Here is a 16760-nt window from a genome sequence, read left to right on the forward strand (position 1 = left end):
TGACAAGGGCTGACAGGCAAGGTTGATTCACTTTTTGATTTTAAGAAGATGCATGACTCTGCGGCCACATGGTTTCAGCCTCGCTGAAGCAACAGAATTCAAAAATATTTCGCTTTGCTAGAGCAACTGCCCCAGAAATTCTTCGACGGCGCGCTCTGGCTTGAAGGCGCCTATGCGCTTGATTTCCCAATGCAGGCGGATACCGGACTTTTCGAGGACGCGTGCCCGCACCGTCTCGCCGAGATATTCAAGCTCATAACCGGTTGCGGTACCGGTATTGATCATGAAATTGCAGTGCATCGGCGACATCTGCGCCCCGCCGATCATCAATCCGCGACAACCGGCCTTATCAATTTCTTTCCAGGCAGACGAACCTTCAGGATTCTTGAAGGTTGATCCACCCGTCTTTTCGCGGATTGGCTGCACAGTTTCGCGGTGATTCTGAACCGCATCCATCGCCGCTTTGATGGATTCTTTGTCCTCAGCAAACCCCTCAAGCAAAGCTGACGTGAAAATAAGGTCAGGTGCGGCCGCCGAATGGCGGTAGTCGTAGCCCATATCGGCGTTGGTTAACGTGTGCAGGTTGCCTTTTCGATCTAGCGCGCGCACCTCGAGGACACGTTCGCGCGTCTCGACGCCGTTTGCCCCCGCATTCATCCGCAGCGCACCGCCGATGCCACCTGGAATGCCGTGGTAAAAGTGGAAGCCACCAATGCCGGCCTCCAGCGCAGTCGCTGCGACCCGCTTGTCAGGCGTTGCAGCACCGGCGCGTATCTGTGTTGGCGAGACTGCCTGCGCTTCACCAAATCCTTTGGCTGAAAGGCGCACCACAAAACCGGAGATTCCACCCTCTCGCACGAGAAGGTTGGAACCAATACCGACAACGGTAAGCGGGATGTCGTCGGGCACCGCTTTCAGGAATGCTGCGAGGTCGTCTTCATCAGCCGGCTGGAACAACACATCGGCTGTACCACCTGCCCTAAACCATGTGATCTTTTCCATTTCGGCATCGGGCACGATTTTTCCGCGCAGCCCCGCAAGGCTGCCCCCGAGAGAAGCGAGTAGTTTTGCGCCGCGCGTCATGCCGGCTCCCCGCCAAGATCCTTTGGCAGTGCATAGGCCCATTGGGTGATCGTGCCAGCACCGAGGAACACGACGAAATCGCCTGACTTGGCGAGATCACGAATGGCTGGTGCAATAGCATCCGGGCCGTCGATGTAGCGGGCGTCACGGTGCCCGCCGGCGCGGATACGTTCTGCGAGAACCTCCGATGTGACGCCCTCGATAGGTTCTTCACCAGCGGTGTAGACCGGCGCAATCATCACTGTATCGGCATCGTTGAAGCATGCGGAGAAGTCATCAAATAGATCATGCAGTCGGGTAAAACGATGCGGTTGAGCTATTGCGATGACACGCCCAGCGGTCGATTCTCGCGCTGCCCTCAGCACCGCCTTGATTTCGACGGGGTGATGTCCGTAGTCATCAAAAATTTGGACGCCGTTCCAGGTGCCCGTTGGCGTGAACCGCCGTTTGACACCACCAAAGGACGATAACCCTTTCTTAATATCCTCACCACTCATGCCAAGTTCGTGGGCAACAGCAATAGCAGCGGTGGCATTCGACACATTGTGCCGGCCAGGCATCGGCAGTCGCAAATCAAATATCCTGATTTCGTCGCCGGTCTTCCGCTCGCGGATTGCCACATCAAACAGTGAGGCTGCCCCTTGCGTTCGAATATTCGAAAACTGCACATCCGCCTGCGCATTCTCGCCATAAGTAATGACCCGGCGATCCTCGATGCGCGAAACCAGCGCCTGCACCTCAGGATGGTCCGTGCACATCACTCCAAAACCATAAAACGGCACGTTCTCGACAAACTGCCGAAAGGCTTCGCGAACCTTATCGAAGGAGCCATAGTGGTCGAGATGCTCCGGGTCGATATTGGTGATGACTGCGATCTCTGCGGGAAGCTTGAGGAAAGTGCCATCGCTTTCATCTGCCTCTACCACCATCCACTCGCCCTCGCCCATGCGTGCATTGGTGCCATAGGCGTTGATGATGCCGCCATTAATGACTGTCGGGTCGAGCCCACCGGCATCAAGCAGTGCGGCCACCATGGAGGTGGTCGTTGTCTTGCCATGGGTGCCGCCAATAGCAACAGCCTGGCGAAACCGCATCAGCTCGGCCAACATTTCCGCGCGCCGCACAATAGGCAGCACCTTTTCCTTGGCGGCGACATATTCGGGATTGGTTTTCTTGATGGCCGTCGAGACCACCACAACTTCCGCGTCACCAAGATTTTCGGCCTTGTGACCTACAAAGCACTCGATACCTTTGTCACGCAGCCGCTGCACATTCGCACTTTCAGACTGGTCTGAACCCTGAACCTTGTAACCGAGATTGTGCAGCACTTCGGCAATACCGCTCATGCCAATACCGCCAATGCCGATGAAATGCACAAGGCCAATCGTCTGCGGCATCTTCATGGGCTCGCATCCTTCCTGAATTCTGATACGGTTTTTCCAGACGCAATAGCCTCTGTCAGGTCAGCGAGCAACTGTGTGGCGCCTGCCTTGCCCGCCGATTTCGACGCCGCTGCCATCGCTGCGAGCCGGTCAGGATCTGCCATCAGCCCGCTGATCAGCATTGCGAGACGCTCGGGAGTGAGCGTGGATTGCGGATGCAGTTCAACCCCACCACACTCGGCCAGTTGCGCGGCGTTTGCAGCCTGATCATGGTCGAGGGCATGTGGATAGGGCACAAGAAGCGCAGGCCTCCCGATCACCGCGATCTCCGACACCGTCGAGGCGCCCGAACGTGAGATCACCAAGTGTGAATTGGCAATTCGCTCAGCCATATCGCCAAAAAATGCAGACACTTCGGCAGTCACGCCGAGCGCCGCATAAGCGTCACGCACCTGCTGCTCATCATCTGGACGCGCCTGCTGCGTTACCCGAAGGCGTGCCCGCATCTCTTTCGAAAGACTCGCAATAGCCGGCGGCAGAGCATCTGAAAAAAACTGCGCACCCTGGCTCCCGCCAAATACCAGCAAATGAAATGGCCTATCGGCCAATGGAGGATGGAAAGCAGTTTTGGCTGCATCGATAACCGAAGGACGCACCGGGTTTCCGGTGAGCACGATCTTGTCTGCATATGGACCGGAAACACGCAAAAAGCCTCCGGCAATCGCACTGACTCGTCGCGCCAGCGCCTTGTTGGCACGGCCCATCACAGCGTTCTGCTCGTGAACCAGTGTCGGTACACCGCGCCGCGTGGCGGCATAAAGCGGTGGCAAGGTTGGATAACCGCCGAAGCCAACAACAGCGGCAGGCAGTTCGCGACGGATGAGGGCGGAAGACTGACGCACGCCCTTCCAGATCGTCCAAAATGCCTTTGCCATCGCAAGCGGATTGCGCGAGCCGATAGTCGCCGCCGATATCGGATGGATAACAGCGCCTGGAAAATTCACAGCAAAACGCTCTGCGCGGCTGTCGGTCGCCAGATGTACAGCCCAGCCACGCGCAATGAGTTCGTGCGCCAACGCCTCGGCCGGAAAGAGATGGCCACCGGTGCCTCCGGCAGCAAGCAGGATGGTGCGCTTTGCCATATTTACTCGGCAGCGACCGCACGCTGGGCAAAACTCATGACGCCTGGAAGCTTTCGGCGCTCAGGCCGCTTGCGCGTCAGCGCCAGGACCATTCCCATAGAGATGGCAATCGCGATCAGTGACGAGCCACCGTAGGAAATGAATGGCAGTGTCATCCCCTTGGCCGGCATCAATTGCAGGTTCACGCCCATATTGATGATCGATTGAAAGCCGAACACGATAACCAGCCCTGCAACGCCGTATCGGGTGAAATCGTCCTGCTCCTTCAACGCGATGTTGAGACCACGCAGCACGATGAATGCAAAGAGCAGCATAATGGCAAAACATAACACAATCCCGAATTCCTCTGCCGCGACTGCAAAGACGAAATCGGCATGACTGTCGGGGATCAAACGCTTGACGGTCCCCTCGCCCGGACCCACCCCGAACCAGCCGCCATTGATAACCGCGTCGCGGCCCATGTCTACCTGAAAGGTATCGCCCTCGCCCGTAACGAACCGGTCAATACGTCCGGCCACATGGGGGAATATCGTGTAGGCGCCCACCGCACCGGCAGCACCCACCGCCCCCAGCGCCAAAATCCAAAACCACGGCATGCCAGCCATAAAAAACATCGCGCCCCAGGTGCCGAGCACCAGCATGGTCTGGCCGAGATCCGGCTGCGAAACCAGCAGCGCCACCACAATACCGAGAAGGATCATAGCGAAGAGATTGCCAGGAATGTCTGGCTGACGGCGGTGCTCGGCAAACAGCCAGGCACAGACAATGACGAACGATGGTTTTAGAAATTCCGAAGGCTGGATTGAGACCCCAAAGAATGACACCCAGCGGCGAGCGCCCTTGACCTCGACGCCGATATAGAGCGCCAGAACCATAAGAAAAAGAGAACCACACAGGATGAAAAGCGAAAGCCGCCGTATTTCGCGGGCATGTAGAAATGATACCGCCAGCATCACGATCAGCGCCGGGACTGTGAAAACGATTTGTCGGGTAGCGAAATGAAAGCTGTCGACTCCAATGCGTTGGGCAACCGCTGGACTGGCCGCGAATGACAGGACGATGCCAAGACCCATCAGCGACAGGAACGCTGCCAGAAACCACCGATCGATCGTCCACCACCATTTGGCAACAGGGCTCTTGTCGACACGGCTGATCATATTTGTGTCCCTCCGACCGGTTTAACGCCGTCGATTGCATTCACTGCGGCCCGGAAAGCGTCTCCCCGCACCTCGAAATTCTTGTACTGATCGAAGCTTGCGCAAGCCGGGGATAGCAAAACTACCGCCTCACCGCTTCCATCCAACGCAGCATCGGCTGCCGCATGGGCGACCGCAGCATCGAGTGTGCCGGAAATTTCATAAGGGATCGTTTCGCCGAGCGTCGCTGCAAACGCTGGCGCGGCCTCCCCAATAAGATAGGCTTTGGCAACACGCGGAAAATAGCTGCGCAATGGTTCGATGCCACCCTCTTTTGGAAGGCCGCCAGCAATCCAGTAGATCCGCCCGAAGCTCGAGAGCGCGGGCGCTGCCGCATCGGCATTGGTCGCTTTGGAATCGTTGACGTAAAGAACATGATCCTTGTTCGCAATCTGCTCCATGCGGTGCGCAAGACCCGGAAAGCTATCAAGCCCTGACTGGATCTCGTTTGCGCTCAAACCGACCTCCAGACAGGCGGCAACGGCGGCAAGCGCGTTTTGCGCATTGTGCTGGCCGCGCAGGGAGCCGATACCTTCCAGCGTGGCGACGCGGACGAAACGGTTGTGATCCGCCTGCATGAGCACAAGTCCGTCAGCAAACATTCCGTCCTTCAAAGGGAGCCGCTTGGAAATGCGGATGACGCGCTTGCCCGCTCGCTCCAGCCGGTCAGCGATCTGCGCGCAGAACACATCATCAATGCCTATGATGGCGGTGTCACTGTTGGCCACCATTCGTTCCTTAATCGAAGCATAGTGCTGCATGGTGCCGTGACGGTCGAGATGGTCAGGGGTCAGGTTGAGGAGGATACCCGCAGTAGGATTGATCGAGGGCGCAATGTCGATCTGGTAGGACGAACATTCGATTACATAGTGTCGTTTGGGCTGCGGAGCGTTCAGTGTCATCACCGCGCGACCGATATTTCCGCCCATCTGTGTATCGCGTCCAGAACTAGCAAGAATGTGAGCCGTAAGGGCGGTGGTGGTGGATTTGCCGTTTGTCCCTGTGATGGCGATCAACGGCGCAGTCGGCGCAACACACTGGCGTTCGCGCGCAAAAAGCTCGATGTCACCAATGATTTCCACTCCCGCGTTGTGCGCAAGATCGACCGTCCAGTGCGGTTTTGGGTGGGTCAGCGGCACGCCGGGCGAAATGACAAAAGACGCTTGAGCGCTCCAATCGATGGTCCTGAGATCGGTAACCGGAATGCCGCGTTCGACCGCTGTAGCGACGCTGGCGGGATTATCATCCCAAGCGGTCACAACCGCGCCACCCTCTTTGAGGGCAAGCGCTGTTGCTTGCCCCGAGCCGCCAAGCCCAAAGAGCGCTACCTTCTTTTCGCTAAATGCTCGCGCTGCAATCATCCTCCACCTAGCGCAACTTGAGACTGGACAGGCCAACCAGCGCCAGAATGACCGCAATGATCCAGAAGCGGATCACCACCTGGCTCTCGGTCCAGCCCAGTTTTTCGAAGTGATGATGTATCGGCGCCATCAGGAAAACGCGCTTGCCTGTCATCTTGAACACACCGACCTGGATGATCACGGATAAGGCTTCTACGACAAACAGCCCACCAATGATTCCCATGACGATCTCATGCTTGGTTGCCACCGCGATGCTGCCTATCAGGCCACCCAGCGCCAGCGAACCAGTATCACCCATGAATATGGCCGCAGGCGGCGCATTGAACCAGAGGAATCCTAAACCCGCCCCGATAACGGAACCCAGGATGACGGCCAATTCGCCAGTTCCGGGTACAAAATGGATCTGCAGATATTCGGCAAACAACGCGTTTCCCGAAAGGTAGGCGATCACCCCGAACGAAGCAGCAGCGACCATGATCGGCACGATCGCAAGCCCATCAAGACCATCGGTAAGATTGACGGCGTTGCCAGCACCAACGATGACAAACGCTGCAAACGGGATAAAGAACCAGCCGAGATTGACAAGGAAGTCCTTGACGAAGGGAAAGGTCAATGATGACGAAAAAGGTGCCTGGCCGGCGCGCATGATCAAATAAGCGGCAATGCTTGCGACAAGGAACTCAACTGCCAGCCGCGCCTTGCCCGATACGCCGAGGTGGGACTGTTTCGTCACCTTCAGGTAGTCGTCGTAAAATCCAATCAGGCCAAAGCTGAGTGTCACGATCAACACGACCCAGACATAAACGCTCGACAGATTGGCCCACAACAATGACGCGCCAATGATGCCGCACAGCATCATCAGCCCGCCCATGGTCGGTGTACCGGCCTTTTTGAAATGCGTCTGCGGCCCGTCAGCGCGGATTGGCTGGCCACGTCCCTGTCGGATGCGCAGTGAATCGATAATCATCGGCCCGAACAAGAATACGATCAGCGCCGAGGTGATAAGCGCACCGCCGGTACGAAATGTGATATAACGGAAGACGTTGAACGCTGAGATATGGTCAGCAAAATCAACAAGAAACATAAACATCTTAAATCCCCCGGCTGCGCGCTAAACGCGCTTCGATGGTGTGGCCTGCGCCGGAAAATGATCGATCAAAGCATCAACAAGCCTAGCAAAACCCATCCGCAGGGATGATTTGAGCATAATCGCGTCACCAGGTCGAACCTCAGCCGTGAGCAAGCCGGACAGTTCGGCGGTTGTCTGGCGATGCACGACCGGAAAGCCTTCAGGCAACGCGCCTGCCAAGGCTCCCATCTCGGGTCCAGCTAGATATACCATATCGACCCCAGCGGACGCGATGTCGCCGGCAATCGCTGCGTGCAACTTTGCTGACTGAGTACCCAGTTCAAGCATATCGCCCAAAACGGCGATCCGCCGGCCTGACCCGTTGACCGGCGTGCTGCCGAGCAAATTCAGGGCAGCGCGCACAGAGGTCGGATTGGCGTTGTAACTCTCGTCGATCAACGCAACGACGCCTTCGGAATGAGGCAGCAAGTGGCGTTTGCCCCGGCCCTTTTCGGCGGACAATGTTGCCAGCGCGGTCGCCACTTTGTCGAGGTTTGCGCCGGCCAGATAGGCGGCGCCCAACACGGCAAGCGTGTTTTGTACCACGTGCCGACCCGGTGCCCCGATAATGGCGCGAACCTCCCGCCCACCGATCTTGGCGGTAATGGCGGAGCTATCTCCGCTTAGGTTGCAATCGATAAGCTTGAAATGCGCCTTCGGGTTCTCACCAAACCCGACCACATGCGGCACATTCGCCTCCCGTGCGAGCTTGCCAAGCAGGCGCGTTCGCGGATCGTCGCGGTTGAGAATGGCGTATCCGTCCGGCTCGATTCCTTCGAAAATCTCTGCCTTCGCACGAGCGATCTCGTCGAGGCTGTCAAAAAAGCCGAGATGCGCCTCTGCGATCAGAGTTATGATGGCGATATGCGGACGCACAAGCTTCACCAGCGGGCGAATCTCGCCCGGATGGTTCATGCCAATCTCGAAAATTGCAAAGTCGCAATCCTGTGGTGTCCGCGCCAGTGTCAGCGGCACGCCCCAGTGATTGTTAAAGGATTTGTCCGCCGCGTGCACAGTGCCTACGGACGACAGGACATGACGCAGAGCTTCCTTGGTGATGGTCTTTCCGGCCGAACCTGTGACCGCGATCACCTTGGCGCGGGTGCGCGCGCGTGCTGCTGCACCAGCACGGCCCAGCGCTTCCAGCACATCTGAAACGACAATCATCGACGCTTTCAGCCGGCCGAGCGCAGGCAGTTTACCCTCGGCCACGACCAACAGCGATGCCCCCGCCTTGATCGCAGCGGTGGCGTAGTCATGGCCATCGAATTGGTCACCCTTGATGGCAAAGAAGGCGTCGCCCGGCTTCAGAGTCCGCGTGTCGATGGAGATACCGGTAACGTTTGGTCCAGCCGGGCCGAACGGCCTTCCGCCGGTTGCCGCGACAAGCTCGTTTGCACTCCAAAGGGCGCTCATCACGAAAGTTCCTCAAGCGCCAACCGCACTTCGTAGTGATCCGAAAAAGGCAGCGTCTCAGCGCCAATCGTCTGGCCTTCTTCATGCCCCTTGCCGGCAACAATCAACGTGTCGCCTGGATGAAGGAGAGAGACCGCATGTCGGATCGCCTCTCGGCGGTCGCCAATCTCGATAGCGCCCGGTGCGGCCGCAATGATGGCTGCGCGTACATCCGTGGGATCCTCGCTGCGCGGATTGTCGTCCGTTACGATCACGACATCCGCAAGTCGCACCGCAATCTCGCCCATGATCGGACGTTTGCCGCGATCGCGGTCTCCGCCGCAGCCAAACACAACGATCACGCGACCCGTCGTGAAGGGCCGAACTGATGTCAGCACATTTTCGAGCGCGTCCGGCTTGTGGGCGTAATCAACGTAAACAGGCGCGCCCTGGGCTGTCGAACCGACGAGCTCCAACCGCCCGGAAGCACCTTTCAGCTTTTCGAGGGCCACCAGCGCAGTCGTTACCGGTACGCCCGTGGCAATAGCCAGACCTGCGGCCACAAGCGCATTGTAAATTTGGAAATCTCCGGCGAGCGGCAGGACAATCTCATGGATCAACCCTTCAGCTTCGATTTCGGCGCGCTGGCGGAACCGCTCATGTTCAACCCGCTTGAGCCGCAGAAATGAGCCTTTTCGGCCCACTGTCATTACATTCAGGCCTGCGTCTTTAGCGGCTTCGATGGTCGGTTCCGACCACGGATCATCGGCAAAGATAACCGCCGGCGCGCCCTTTTCAAGAAGCGTGTCGAACAGGCGTAGCTTCGAGGCGTGGTAGTGCTCGATTGTTGGATGGTAATCCATGTGGTCGCGGCCAAGATTGGTAAATCCGCCTGCGGCAAGCTTCACACCATCCAGGCGTCTCTGGTCGAGCCCATGGCTGGACGCTTCCATCGCCGCGTGGCTCACGCCTTCCTCGGCAAGTTCAGCGAGCAGGCGGTGAAGCGCAATAGGATCCGGTGTTGTCAACGACCCGTATTCATTGCGACCCGGCGCCATGACGCCGGTTGTCCCAATACTGGCGGCAGGGCTTCCTGCCCATTCCCAGATCTGTCGCGTAAAGGCAGCGACCGATGTTTTGCCGCTTGTGCCCGTTACCGCCACCATGGACTTGGGCTGACTTCCGAAAAACCGGGCTGCACTCAAGGCCAGCGCGCGGCGTGGATCATCCACTTCTATTACCGGGATGGACAAAGCCTCGCGCAATGCACCTTTGGCGGCAACTATGGCGACAGCACCACGTTGTACGGCAGCGGCTGCATAGGTTGCCCCGTCAGCACGGCTTCCCGGCAGGGCAAAAAATAGTGTTCCCTCGGTCACCTGTCGCGAATCCGACGCAATAGCAGAAACTGCAACTGAGCCGAGTTCTTCGCGTTCGACCGGCAGTACTTCCGAAAAATCCCCGAGTTTCATCGAATTCCAGTCGTTTCGTGGCTGTCTCAATCGTCTGCAGCCACCGGCGCAGTTGATTCGTAGGATGCAAGAGTTGCCGTTGTTTCATGACCGAAATCAGGCTTGACGCCAAGAAGAGCAGCAGAACGGCGGATTATATTAGCAACAATGGGCGCAGCATTGAGACCGGAGGTCGCGGCCATCCCGGGTTTTTCCGGCTTCGGTTCGTCGACGATGGCAAGCACGATATATTGCGGGTCGTCCATTGGAAATGCTGCAAGAAATGCGTTGAACCGGACATCCTTGGAATAACGCCCGTTTACCACTTTTTCAGCAGTTCCGGTCTTCCCGCCAACCCGATAGCCCGGGACCTCAGCGCGTTTGCCTGAGCCTTTTTCGGCATTAAGGCGATAGAGATAGCGCATATCCGCGCTGGTTTTGGACTTGATCACCTGATGACCGACGCCACCCGCCTCGGCCTCCGTGCGGGGAAGGAATGTTGGCGGCAACAGTTTGCCGCCATTCATCAGCGCCGCCGCACCGACCGCTGTCTGGAGCGGGGTTGTCGCCATACCGTGACCAAAGGAGATCGTGATCGAATGGACCTTCTTCCAGACTTTTGGCTCGCTTGGGCGTGCAACCTCTGGCAACTCCGTCTCCATGCGCTCCAGCAAACCTATACGGTGAAGGAATTCGCGATGTCCTTCGATTCCAACGACATCAGCCTCCCCGGCTGAGCCGATATTGGAGGAATAGATAAAGACTTCCGGAACCGTCAAAATCCGCCGCTTTCCGTGGAAATCGTTGATCGTCTGGCGTCCGATGCGGATCGGATTGCGTGCATCGAAGGTGCTGTTCATATTCACCTTGCCAGAATCCAGTGCCATCGCGGTGGTGAAGCTCTTGATGGTGGAACCCATTTCATAGGTACCCGCTGACATCCGGTTCAGCCTGTCTTTTTCGAGCGCATTGTAGGGATTGTTGGGATCAAAATCTGGCAGAGAAGCCATCGCGACCACTTCACCAGTCTTGGCGTTGAGCACAACCGCACCTGCGGCAATGGCGCGGTACTTTTCCATTGCCTGCACCAGTTCATCACGCACGATGTGCTGAACGCGATTATCGAGCGATAGTTGGAACGGCTTCAGATCAGCTGCAACTGCCAGACCTGACGCCTGGAGGTCGGCCAAGCCCTGTTCGTCGATATATTTTTCTATACCAGCAATGCCCTGATTGTCGATATTGACCAACCCAAGAATGTGCGAAGCTGTCGGTCCGCCGGGATAGAAGCGTCGCTTCTCGGTACGGAAGCCGATTCCGGGAATGCCCAGAGCCATGATGTCATTTTGCTGGCGCGGCGACAGTTGACGCTTGAGCCACACAAAACCTGCTCCACTCTTCAGTTTGTTATAGGTCTGCTCAAAGTCGAGATCAGGCAGCACCGTCGCGATCTTTTCAATCGCTTCATCCGCATCCACAATACGGCGCGGCTCAGCAAACAGCGAAGCCGTCTTGATATCTGTTGCCAGCACATCACCATTGCGGTCGACGATATCGGGCCGTGACGCGGTGACCCGGCTGACGGGACCATTGAATGCTTCAGGGTCCTGTAGGCCGAGATAGACGAGTCTTCCGCCAATCGCTGCGTAGAAACTAAAAAACGCGGTCATGGTCATCAGCACTCGGGTGCGAGCGCGTCCGCCGCCTTTGCGGGCGCCATCAACCACGATCGAAGCGTCGGCTGATTGCTGCACCACCTTATTGCGCCAGCGACCGATCATGGTTTTACTCCTGCCGTGGTCGTCGGGTCTGCGTCCACGGCGTGTGGACCGGTAAGGTCTTCTATGGTCAGCTGACGTTGCGGCAATTGGTCAAAGCCAACAAACTGCTTGGCCTCAACGGGTTTGAGGTGGAGCTGACCCTCATAAACCCCGGCCAGCCGCTGCAGCCGCGAAGGCTGTGTCAGCAGACTCCAATCGGCCTTGAGGATTGTGATCGTCTCCTGCTCAAGCTTAATCTGTGCTTCGATCTTGCGCACCTCGTCACGGCGCGCTTCCGCCTCATGCTTGATTTTGTAGGTGAAGGCCGCGACCGAAACCATGACCGCGATCAGAACCATGTCGCTTGAACGGAACAACATTTTTTACCTCTCTCCCGGCTGCTGAATATCTGGCAGCTTCGGGAACCCAAAAATTGACGCGTCGGCGGTGCGTGGTGGTTCGTCCGTACGGGTCGCAACCCTCAGCTTGGCCGAACGGGAGCGCGGATTGCGCTCCGCTTCAGCCTCAGATGCGGGCCGCGCCTTCGCCGGTTTTTCAAACGTCGCGCGCTGCACGGTAACCTCAGGCATATGACGTGAGCCGCCTGTTGTCCCGGAGCGATCTGCAAGGAACCGCTTGACGATGCGATCCTCGAGTGAATGAAAAGTCACCACCGCAAGCCTGCCGCCAGGCTTGAGCGTGCGTTCGGCAGCAAACAGGGCGGCCGCGAGCTGACCCAACTCATCGTTGACGAAAATACGCAGCGCCTGAAACGCACGCGTTGCCGGATGGATCTTGATCTTCGGATTGCGGCCAACCAGTGCCTCAATCGCCTCCGCAAGGTCGCGTGTACGTTCAAACGGCCTTTCGGCCGCACGCTTTTCGATCATGCGACCAATCCGGCCAGCCTGCCGCTCCTCACCCAGAAACCCAAAAATGCGGGTCAGGTCACTCGCCTTGAACCGATTGATCACATCGGCAGCGGTGGTCCCGCTTTGACCCATACGCATATCCAGCGGTCCATCTGCACGAAACGAAAAGCCGCGCTCAGCCTGGTCGATTTGCATGGAGGAAACACCAATGTCGAGCACCACTCCATCAGCACCCTCGGCATAGTCATCAAGCTTCGAGAAAGGTGCATGCACCAGGCGCAAACTGCCGCCGGCTTCTAACTCCAGCGTTCTACCCGCCGCAATCGCATCGGGGTCCCGATCGATGGCAATGACGCGTGCACCCTCAGCAAGAAGGGCGCGCGTATAACCCCCTGCCCCAAATGTCCCGTCAACTATTGTTCGCCCATCAAGCGGTCGCAATGCTTCCAGAACCTCGGGCAGCATAACCGGAATGTGGGGGGCAATGGCCACGTGTTCAGTCATCACTCCGGCACTACGCCGCGCCGTGCCATTGCCGCCTGCCGGACCTCGAGCAGCCGTGCCCGTGCTTCGGCTCCATAGGTCTTCAATCGCTCCGGCTCCCATATCTGGAAAAAATTGCCACGCCCCACAAAGGCGATTTCGTTGGTAATACCGGTATGGTCGCGCAGGAAATCGGTCACCGTAATCCGCCCATCCTGATCGAGCTTCAGAAACGCACCATCTCCATGAATGAAAAACGACATGTCGTCGGCTGTCTGGAGAAACGGGTCTTCCTGCGAAATCCGCTGTTCGTAGCGGTCGAGCAAATCGAGCCCACCGACGTCCAGCGCCGGAATGTCCAGCGCCCGCAACGCGTAGAATTCCGAATAACCGCGCTTCTGGACAACCTGACGAAAATGCGCTGGCACGGAGACGCGCCCCTTGGCATCGATCCGGTTCACCGCATTTGACAGAAATCGGTCCATGATCTGCTGCGACCGCTTGCGCCGCCACCCCTATGCATTTTGTGCCAAAGCGAGGCCCCGACCGCGCATTCACCGTGCCGTCACGCTGGCCAAAGCGCAGCCACTCAACCACATCGACAACTGCCGACCCGGTGAACGCACCACCCGAAACGAAAACGAAGTTCTGAATAGGCTTATGGGATATCATGGGTCAAAATGGGCGTCAACGGGAACAGGCTTAACACGACCGTTGAATCCACGCCTCAACGCGGACCGCCAGCCAACAATCCTTTATGGTGCATTAAGCCTAATGAAGCGTTAGCCACTGCAGGAGCGCGCAAAATCAATAGCCTGTCAGGTAGATGGGTTCCTAAAGGCGACCGATTTGTGTGATGCGGGTGAGAGCCAGTAGAGGTTCAACGCTCGCCGACGACATAGTCGAACAGCCGAAAGTCGGTACGCTGGTCGCAGATTCCTGCGTCGAACGGCCGGTCCTTGCAATATTTGGGGCTAAATTCTGATTTCATGCCTGTTGTCTGGCAGCCGGCGAGAATTGTCAGCCCGGCGCCAAAAATCAGGGTGAAAAAAAGTTTCGTCATCATTTGTCCCTCTGACAGCACCACATTTCATGTGGCGCGGCGCGATAGTTTTGCAACCCCCGGCCAAAGGATAAGTTACCGCTGCCTCAGCCGCGGAGCACCGCCTCTATCTTGTCGAGCACATCAGCCTTGCCGATCCCAGTCAGAAACGCCAGCGTGACGATTGCCGGCTTCCCAAGATCCTTTGGTAACTGGGTCGTCGACACGATCAGGTCGACATCGGCCACTTGGCCCAGCACTTCGGTTGCCTTGCATTGACGCGCCTCAAACCGAATGCCGCGCTCGCGCATGGCCTCCTGCACAGCGTGAGAAACAACGGTAGAGGTGGCAATTCCTGTACCGCAGGCAAAAAGCACAGTTTTCTGTTGAGCCATTTTCTTCTCCGTAAAATATAGACTGAGCTTAACCCAGCACCAGCGCCACGTCTTCAATCGAACGCGCATTGCGCAACGCAGCGAGAACGCCCGGAGTCTGGATGGCGCCGATAATCTCTTGAAGCATATCGATTTGCCGATCCTTGTCGTTGAGTGCCATGACAATGACCACGCCGACTTGAAGCTTATCGTCGGGATCTTCCATGTTTGAGAACGACACCGGTGTGGCAAGCGTTGCAAGCGCCAGACCCGGTTTTATGACATGCACGGGATCGGTGTGTGGCACAGCAACATTGTGTTCGGTTCCAAGGGGCAGCCCAGTAGGCATCGATGCCTCACGGGCCAGAACTGCTTCTGTAAAACTCTCTTTGACATAGCCGAGATCGAGCAACCTGTTGCCCAGAAGTCGGATGACGGCGCTGTCGTCAATAGCCTCGACCCCGAGGCAGATCGCCTCGGGGTCGAGAAATTGCATCAAGGCTTTCGCCATTCATCCGCTCCTAAGCACGCTGATCGTCGGTGTCGTCCTCAGCCCCGGCAGCCCGCTCCCATGCCAATGTGTTGCGGCGATAAGCCCAGAAGGCAGCAGCGATGATCGCAGCCAGCACGACGAGCCCGATCGCCCCAAGACTCTTGATCAGAGAGATGACGACGAAGGGGATCCAAAGGAAGCCGTCGACGACACTGGTGATCTGTACAGCATTGGCCGGCATCTGGAACCCAGAGGACTGGGCGGCAGCGGTAAACAGCGGCGCCAGAGCATTGGCGACATAAAAGCCAACGGCGAGCGTGATCGTTCCAACCACCACCATTCGAAAGACATTTCCTTTCAGCAGCGGTGCCGTCATCGCGACAATGAACGGAATGACCGCAAGATCGGCAAACAGGATGACCCGGTTACCAGGCAGGATGATCGACAGGATGATGGCGATAGGAACTAGGATCAGCGAGGACGAAATCGCTGCCGGGTGGCCAATCAGAATGGCCGAGTCCAGGCCAACCAGCAGTTCGCGGTCACCGGTGCGCTTGCGCACAAACTCCTGTGCAGCCTCGGAAACCGGCAATAGTCCCTCCATGAGGATCTTCACCATGCGTGGCAGCAAAAGCATGACGGCGGCCAGAGTGATGCCGGTCTGCAGCACTTTCGTAAGCACCATGCCAAAATCACCGACATTGTAGAAGGCAATCAGACCGAGTACGAGACCTATGACCAACCCAAGTATCACGGGTTCGCCAAACACACCGAACCGCCGTTCAAGCGTTTCGGTGTCGATCTCGATCTTGTTGATGCCCGGAATACGGTCCATGATCCAGTTCAGCACGATGGCAATCGGGAGAATTTGCGCCGACGCCAGATGCGGCACGGAAATTCCTGGAATGCCATAGAATTTCTGCACTGCGCGTGCCGACCAATCGGCAAACAGAAGTGACAGCGCAACCATCAGGGCTGCTACAACAAGCCCGTAAACCAGGCTGTTCGTCGCCGCGACCGCAAGCGAGCCGATGAAGGCGAAGTGCCAGAAATTCCAAACGTCGACATTGAGCGTGCGCGTCAGCCGCAGCAGCAACAGCGCAATATTGACCGCGATAGCAATGGGAATGACCCACAAGCCTACAGACGATCCGAATGCGATAGCCGCTGCCGAAGGCCAGCCGACATCAACAATGTCCCGCTGAATGCCTGTGTTGGTGACAATCGCCTGCGCGACCTCACCAATTGACGTCAACATCAGTCCCAGCACGAGATTAGGCCGTGTGGACGAATTGACTCAGGTATAGCTTTTGGGGTTCCGCTGACCAATCCAGTCTGATTCATGGATTGTCGACTGATTTGGAGGTCGGCGATGTCCACGAGGATGACGGAAACGGATTGGGCGAACACGCTGGAGGTTTTCCGCGCTTGCCTGCCACGGCGAGGCCGCAAGGCTGCGGACGACCGGCTTTTTCTGGAAGCCATGCACTTCTTCACGGTGGAGAATGTGCGCTGGCGTGCGCTGCCGGAACGCTTTGGCCACTGGAACTCAGTGTGGAAGCGCTTTGACCGGCTGAGCAAAGCCGGCGTGTTCGAA

Annotated in this window: 15 protein-coding genes and 2 pseudogenes; 1 reads left to right on the forward strand and 16 read right to left on the reverse strand. The window is 57.5% G+C overall.

Annotated features, from left to right (window positions below; translation table 11 throughout):
• Positions 1 to 117: 117 nt before the first annotated feature.
• The 16 genes and pseudogenes from murB to GA830_RS16675 form a co-directional block, all read right to left on the reverse strand.
• The gene (murB, locus tag GA830_RS16600; protein WP_195162882.1) at positions 118 to 1083 is read right to left on the reverse strand and encodes a UDP-N-acetylmuramate dehydrogenase; all 966 of its coding nucleotides are present in this window, start codon (positions 1081 to 1083) and stop codon (positions 118 to 120) included.
• Positions 1080 to 2486, reverse strand: coding sequence for a UDP-N-acetylmuramate--L-alanine ligase (gene murC / locus GA830_RS16605; protein WP_195162883.1), 1407 nt, complete (start codon positions 2484 to 2486; stop codon positions 1080 to 1082). The genes murB and murC overlap by 4 nt, the downstream gene beginning before the upstream one ends.
• Positions 2483 to 3607: an undecaprenyldiphospho-muramoylpentapeptide beta-N-acetylglucosaminyltransferase gene (murG, locus tag GA830_RS16610; RefSeq protein WP_195162884.1), complete on the reverse strand. Its 1125-nt coding sequence runs from the start codon at positions 3605 to 3607 to the stop codon at positions 2483 to 2485. The genes murC and murG overlap by 4 nt, the downstream gene beginning before the upstream one ends.
• A gap of 2 nt (positions 3608 to 3609) precedes the next feature.
• The gene (gene ftsW / locus GA830_RS16615; RefSeq protein ID WP_195162885.1) at positions 3610 to 4764 is read right to left on the reverse strand and encodes a putative lipid II flippase FtsW; all 1155 of its coding nucleotides are present in this window, start codon (positions 4762 to 4764) and stop codon (positions 3610 to 3612) included.
• On the reverse strand, positions 4761 to 6164 hold the full coding sequence (gene murD, locus GA830_RS16620) for a UDP-N-acetylmuramoyl-L-alanine--D-glutamate ligase (protein ID WP_195162886.1): 1404 nt from the start codon (positions 6162 to 6164) through the stop codon (positions 4761 to 4763). The genes ftsW and murD overlap by 4 nt, the downstream gene beginning before the upstream one ends.
• Before the next feature lie 7 nt (positions 6165 to 6171).
• Positions 6172 to 7254 carry a phospho-N-acetylmuramoyl-pentapeptide-transferase gene (mraY, locus tag GA830_RS16625; RefSeq protein ID WP_195162887.1) on the reverse strand — a complete coding sequence of 361 codons (1083 nt, stop codon included), beginning with the start codon at positions 7252 to 7254 and terminating at the stop codon, positions 6172 to 6174.
• A 21-nt stretch (positions 7255 to 7275) separates the two neighbouring features.
• Positions 7276 to 8709: a UDP-N-acetylmuramoylalanyl-D-glutamyl-2,6-diaminopimelate--D-alanyl-D-alanine ligase gene (locus GA830_RS16630; protein WP_195162888.1), complete on the reverse strand. Its 1434-nt coding sequence runs from the start codon at positions 8707 to 8709 to the stop codon at positions 7276 to 7278.
• A complete protein-coding gene (locus tag GA830_RS16635; RefSeq protein WP_195162889.1) occupies positions 8709 to 10160 on the reverse strand; it encodes a UDP-N-acetylmuramoyl-L-alanyl-D-glutamate--2,6-diaminopimelate ligase in 1452 nt (483 codons plus the stop codon). The genes GA830_RS16630 and GA830_RS16635 overlap by 1 nt, the downstream gene beginning before the upstream one ends.
• Positions 10161 to 10186: 26 nt before the next feature.
• Positions 10187 to 11920 carry a peptidoglycan D,D-transpeptidase FtsI family protein gene (locus GA830_RS16640; protein WP_195162890.1) on the reverse strand — a complete coding sequence of 578 codons (1734 nt, stop codon included), beginning with the start codon at positions 11918 to 11920 and terminating at the stop codon, positions 10187 to 10189.
• On the reverse strand, positions 11917 to 12276 hold the full coding sequence (ftsL, locus tag GA830_RS16645) for a cell division protein FtsL (protein WP_195165013.1): 360 nt from the start codon (positions 12274 to 12276) through the stop codon (positions 11917 to 11919). Before ftsL ends, GA830_RS16640 begins: the two co-directional genes overlap by 4 nt.
• 6 nt (positions 12277 to 12282) lie before the next feature.
• Positions 12283 to 13275: a 16S rRNA (cytosine(1402)-N(4))-methyltransferase RsmH gene (gene rsmH, locus GA830_RS16650; RefSeq protein ID WP_195162891.1), complete on the reverse strand. Its 993-nt coding sequence runs from the start codon at positions 13273 to 13275 to the stop codon at positions 12283 to 12285.
• On the reverse strand, positions 13275 to 13739 hold the full coding sequence (gene mraZ, locus GA830_RS16655) for a division/cell wall cluster transcriptional repressor MraZ (protein ID WP_195162892.1): 465 nt from the start codon (positions 13737 to 13739) through the stop codon (positions 13275 to 13277). The genes rsmH and mraZ overlap by 1 nt, the downstream gene beginning before the upstream one ends.
• 395 nt (positions 13740 to 14134) lie before the next feature.
• A complete protein-coding gene (locus tag GA830_RS16660; RefSeq protein WP_195162893.1) occupies positions 14135 to 14320 on the reverse strand; it encodes a hypothetical protein in 186 nt (61 codons plus the stop codon).
• A gap of 83 nt (positions 14321 to 14403) precedes the next feature.
• Entirely contained in the window at positions 14404 to 14691 is a 288-nt protein-coding gene (locus GA830_RS16665) for a PTS sugar transporter subunit IIB (RefSeq protein WP_195162894.1), read from the reverse strand.
• Between the two features lie 28 nt (positions 14692 to 14719).
• A complete protein-coding gene (locus GA830_RS16670; RefSeq protein ID WP_195162895.1) occupies positions 14720 to 15181 on the reverse strand; it encodes a PTS sugar transporter subunit IIA in 462 nt (153 codons plus the stop codon).
• 10 nt (positions 15182 to 15191) lie between these two features.
• Positions 15192 to 16439, reverse strand: a pseudogene (locus tag GA830_RS16675) (PTS galactitol transporter subunit IIC); the annotation flags it as partial.
• A gap of 108 nt (positions 16440 to 16547) precedes the next feature.
• On the opposite strand from GA830_RS16675, the pseudogene GA830_RS20440 reads away from it, so the two are divergent.
• Positions 16548 to 16754, forward strand: a pseudogene (locus GA830_RS20440) (transposase); the annotation flags it as partial.
• Between the last annotated feature and the right edge of the window lie 6 nt (positions 16755 to 16760).

It is taken from the genome of Mesorhizobium sp. NBSH29 (assembly GCF_015500055.1).
Classification (GTDB): Bacteria; Pseudomonadota; Alphaproteobacteria; order Rhizobiales; family Rhizobiaceae; genus Neomesorhizobium.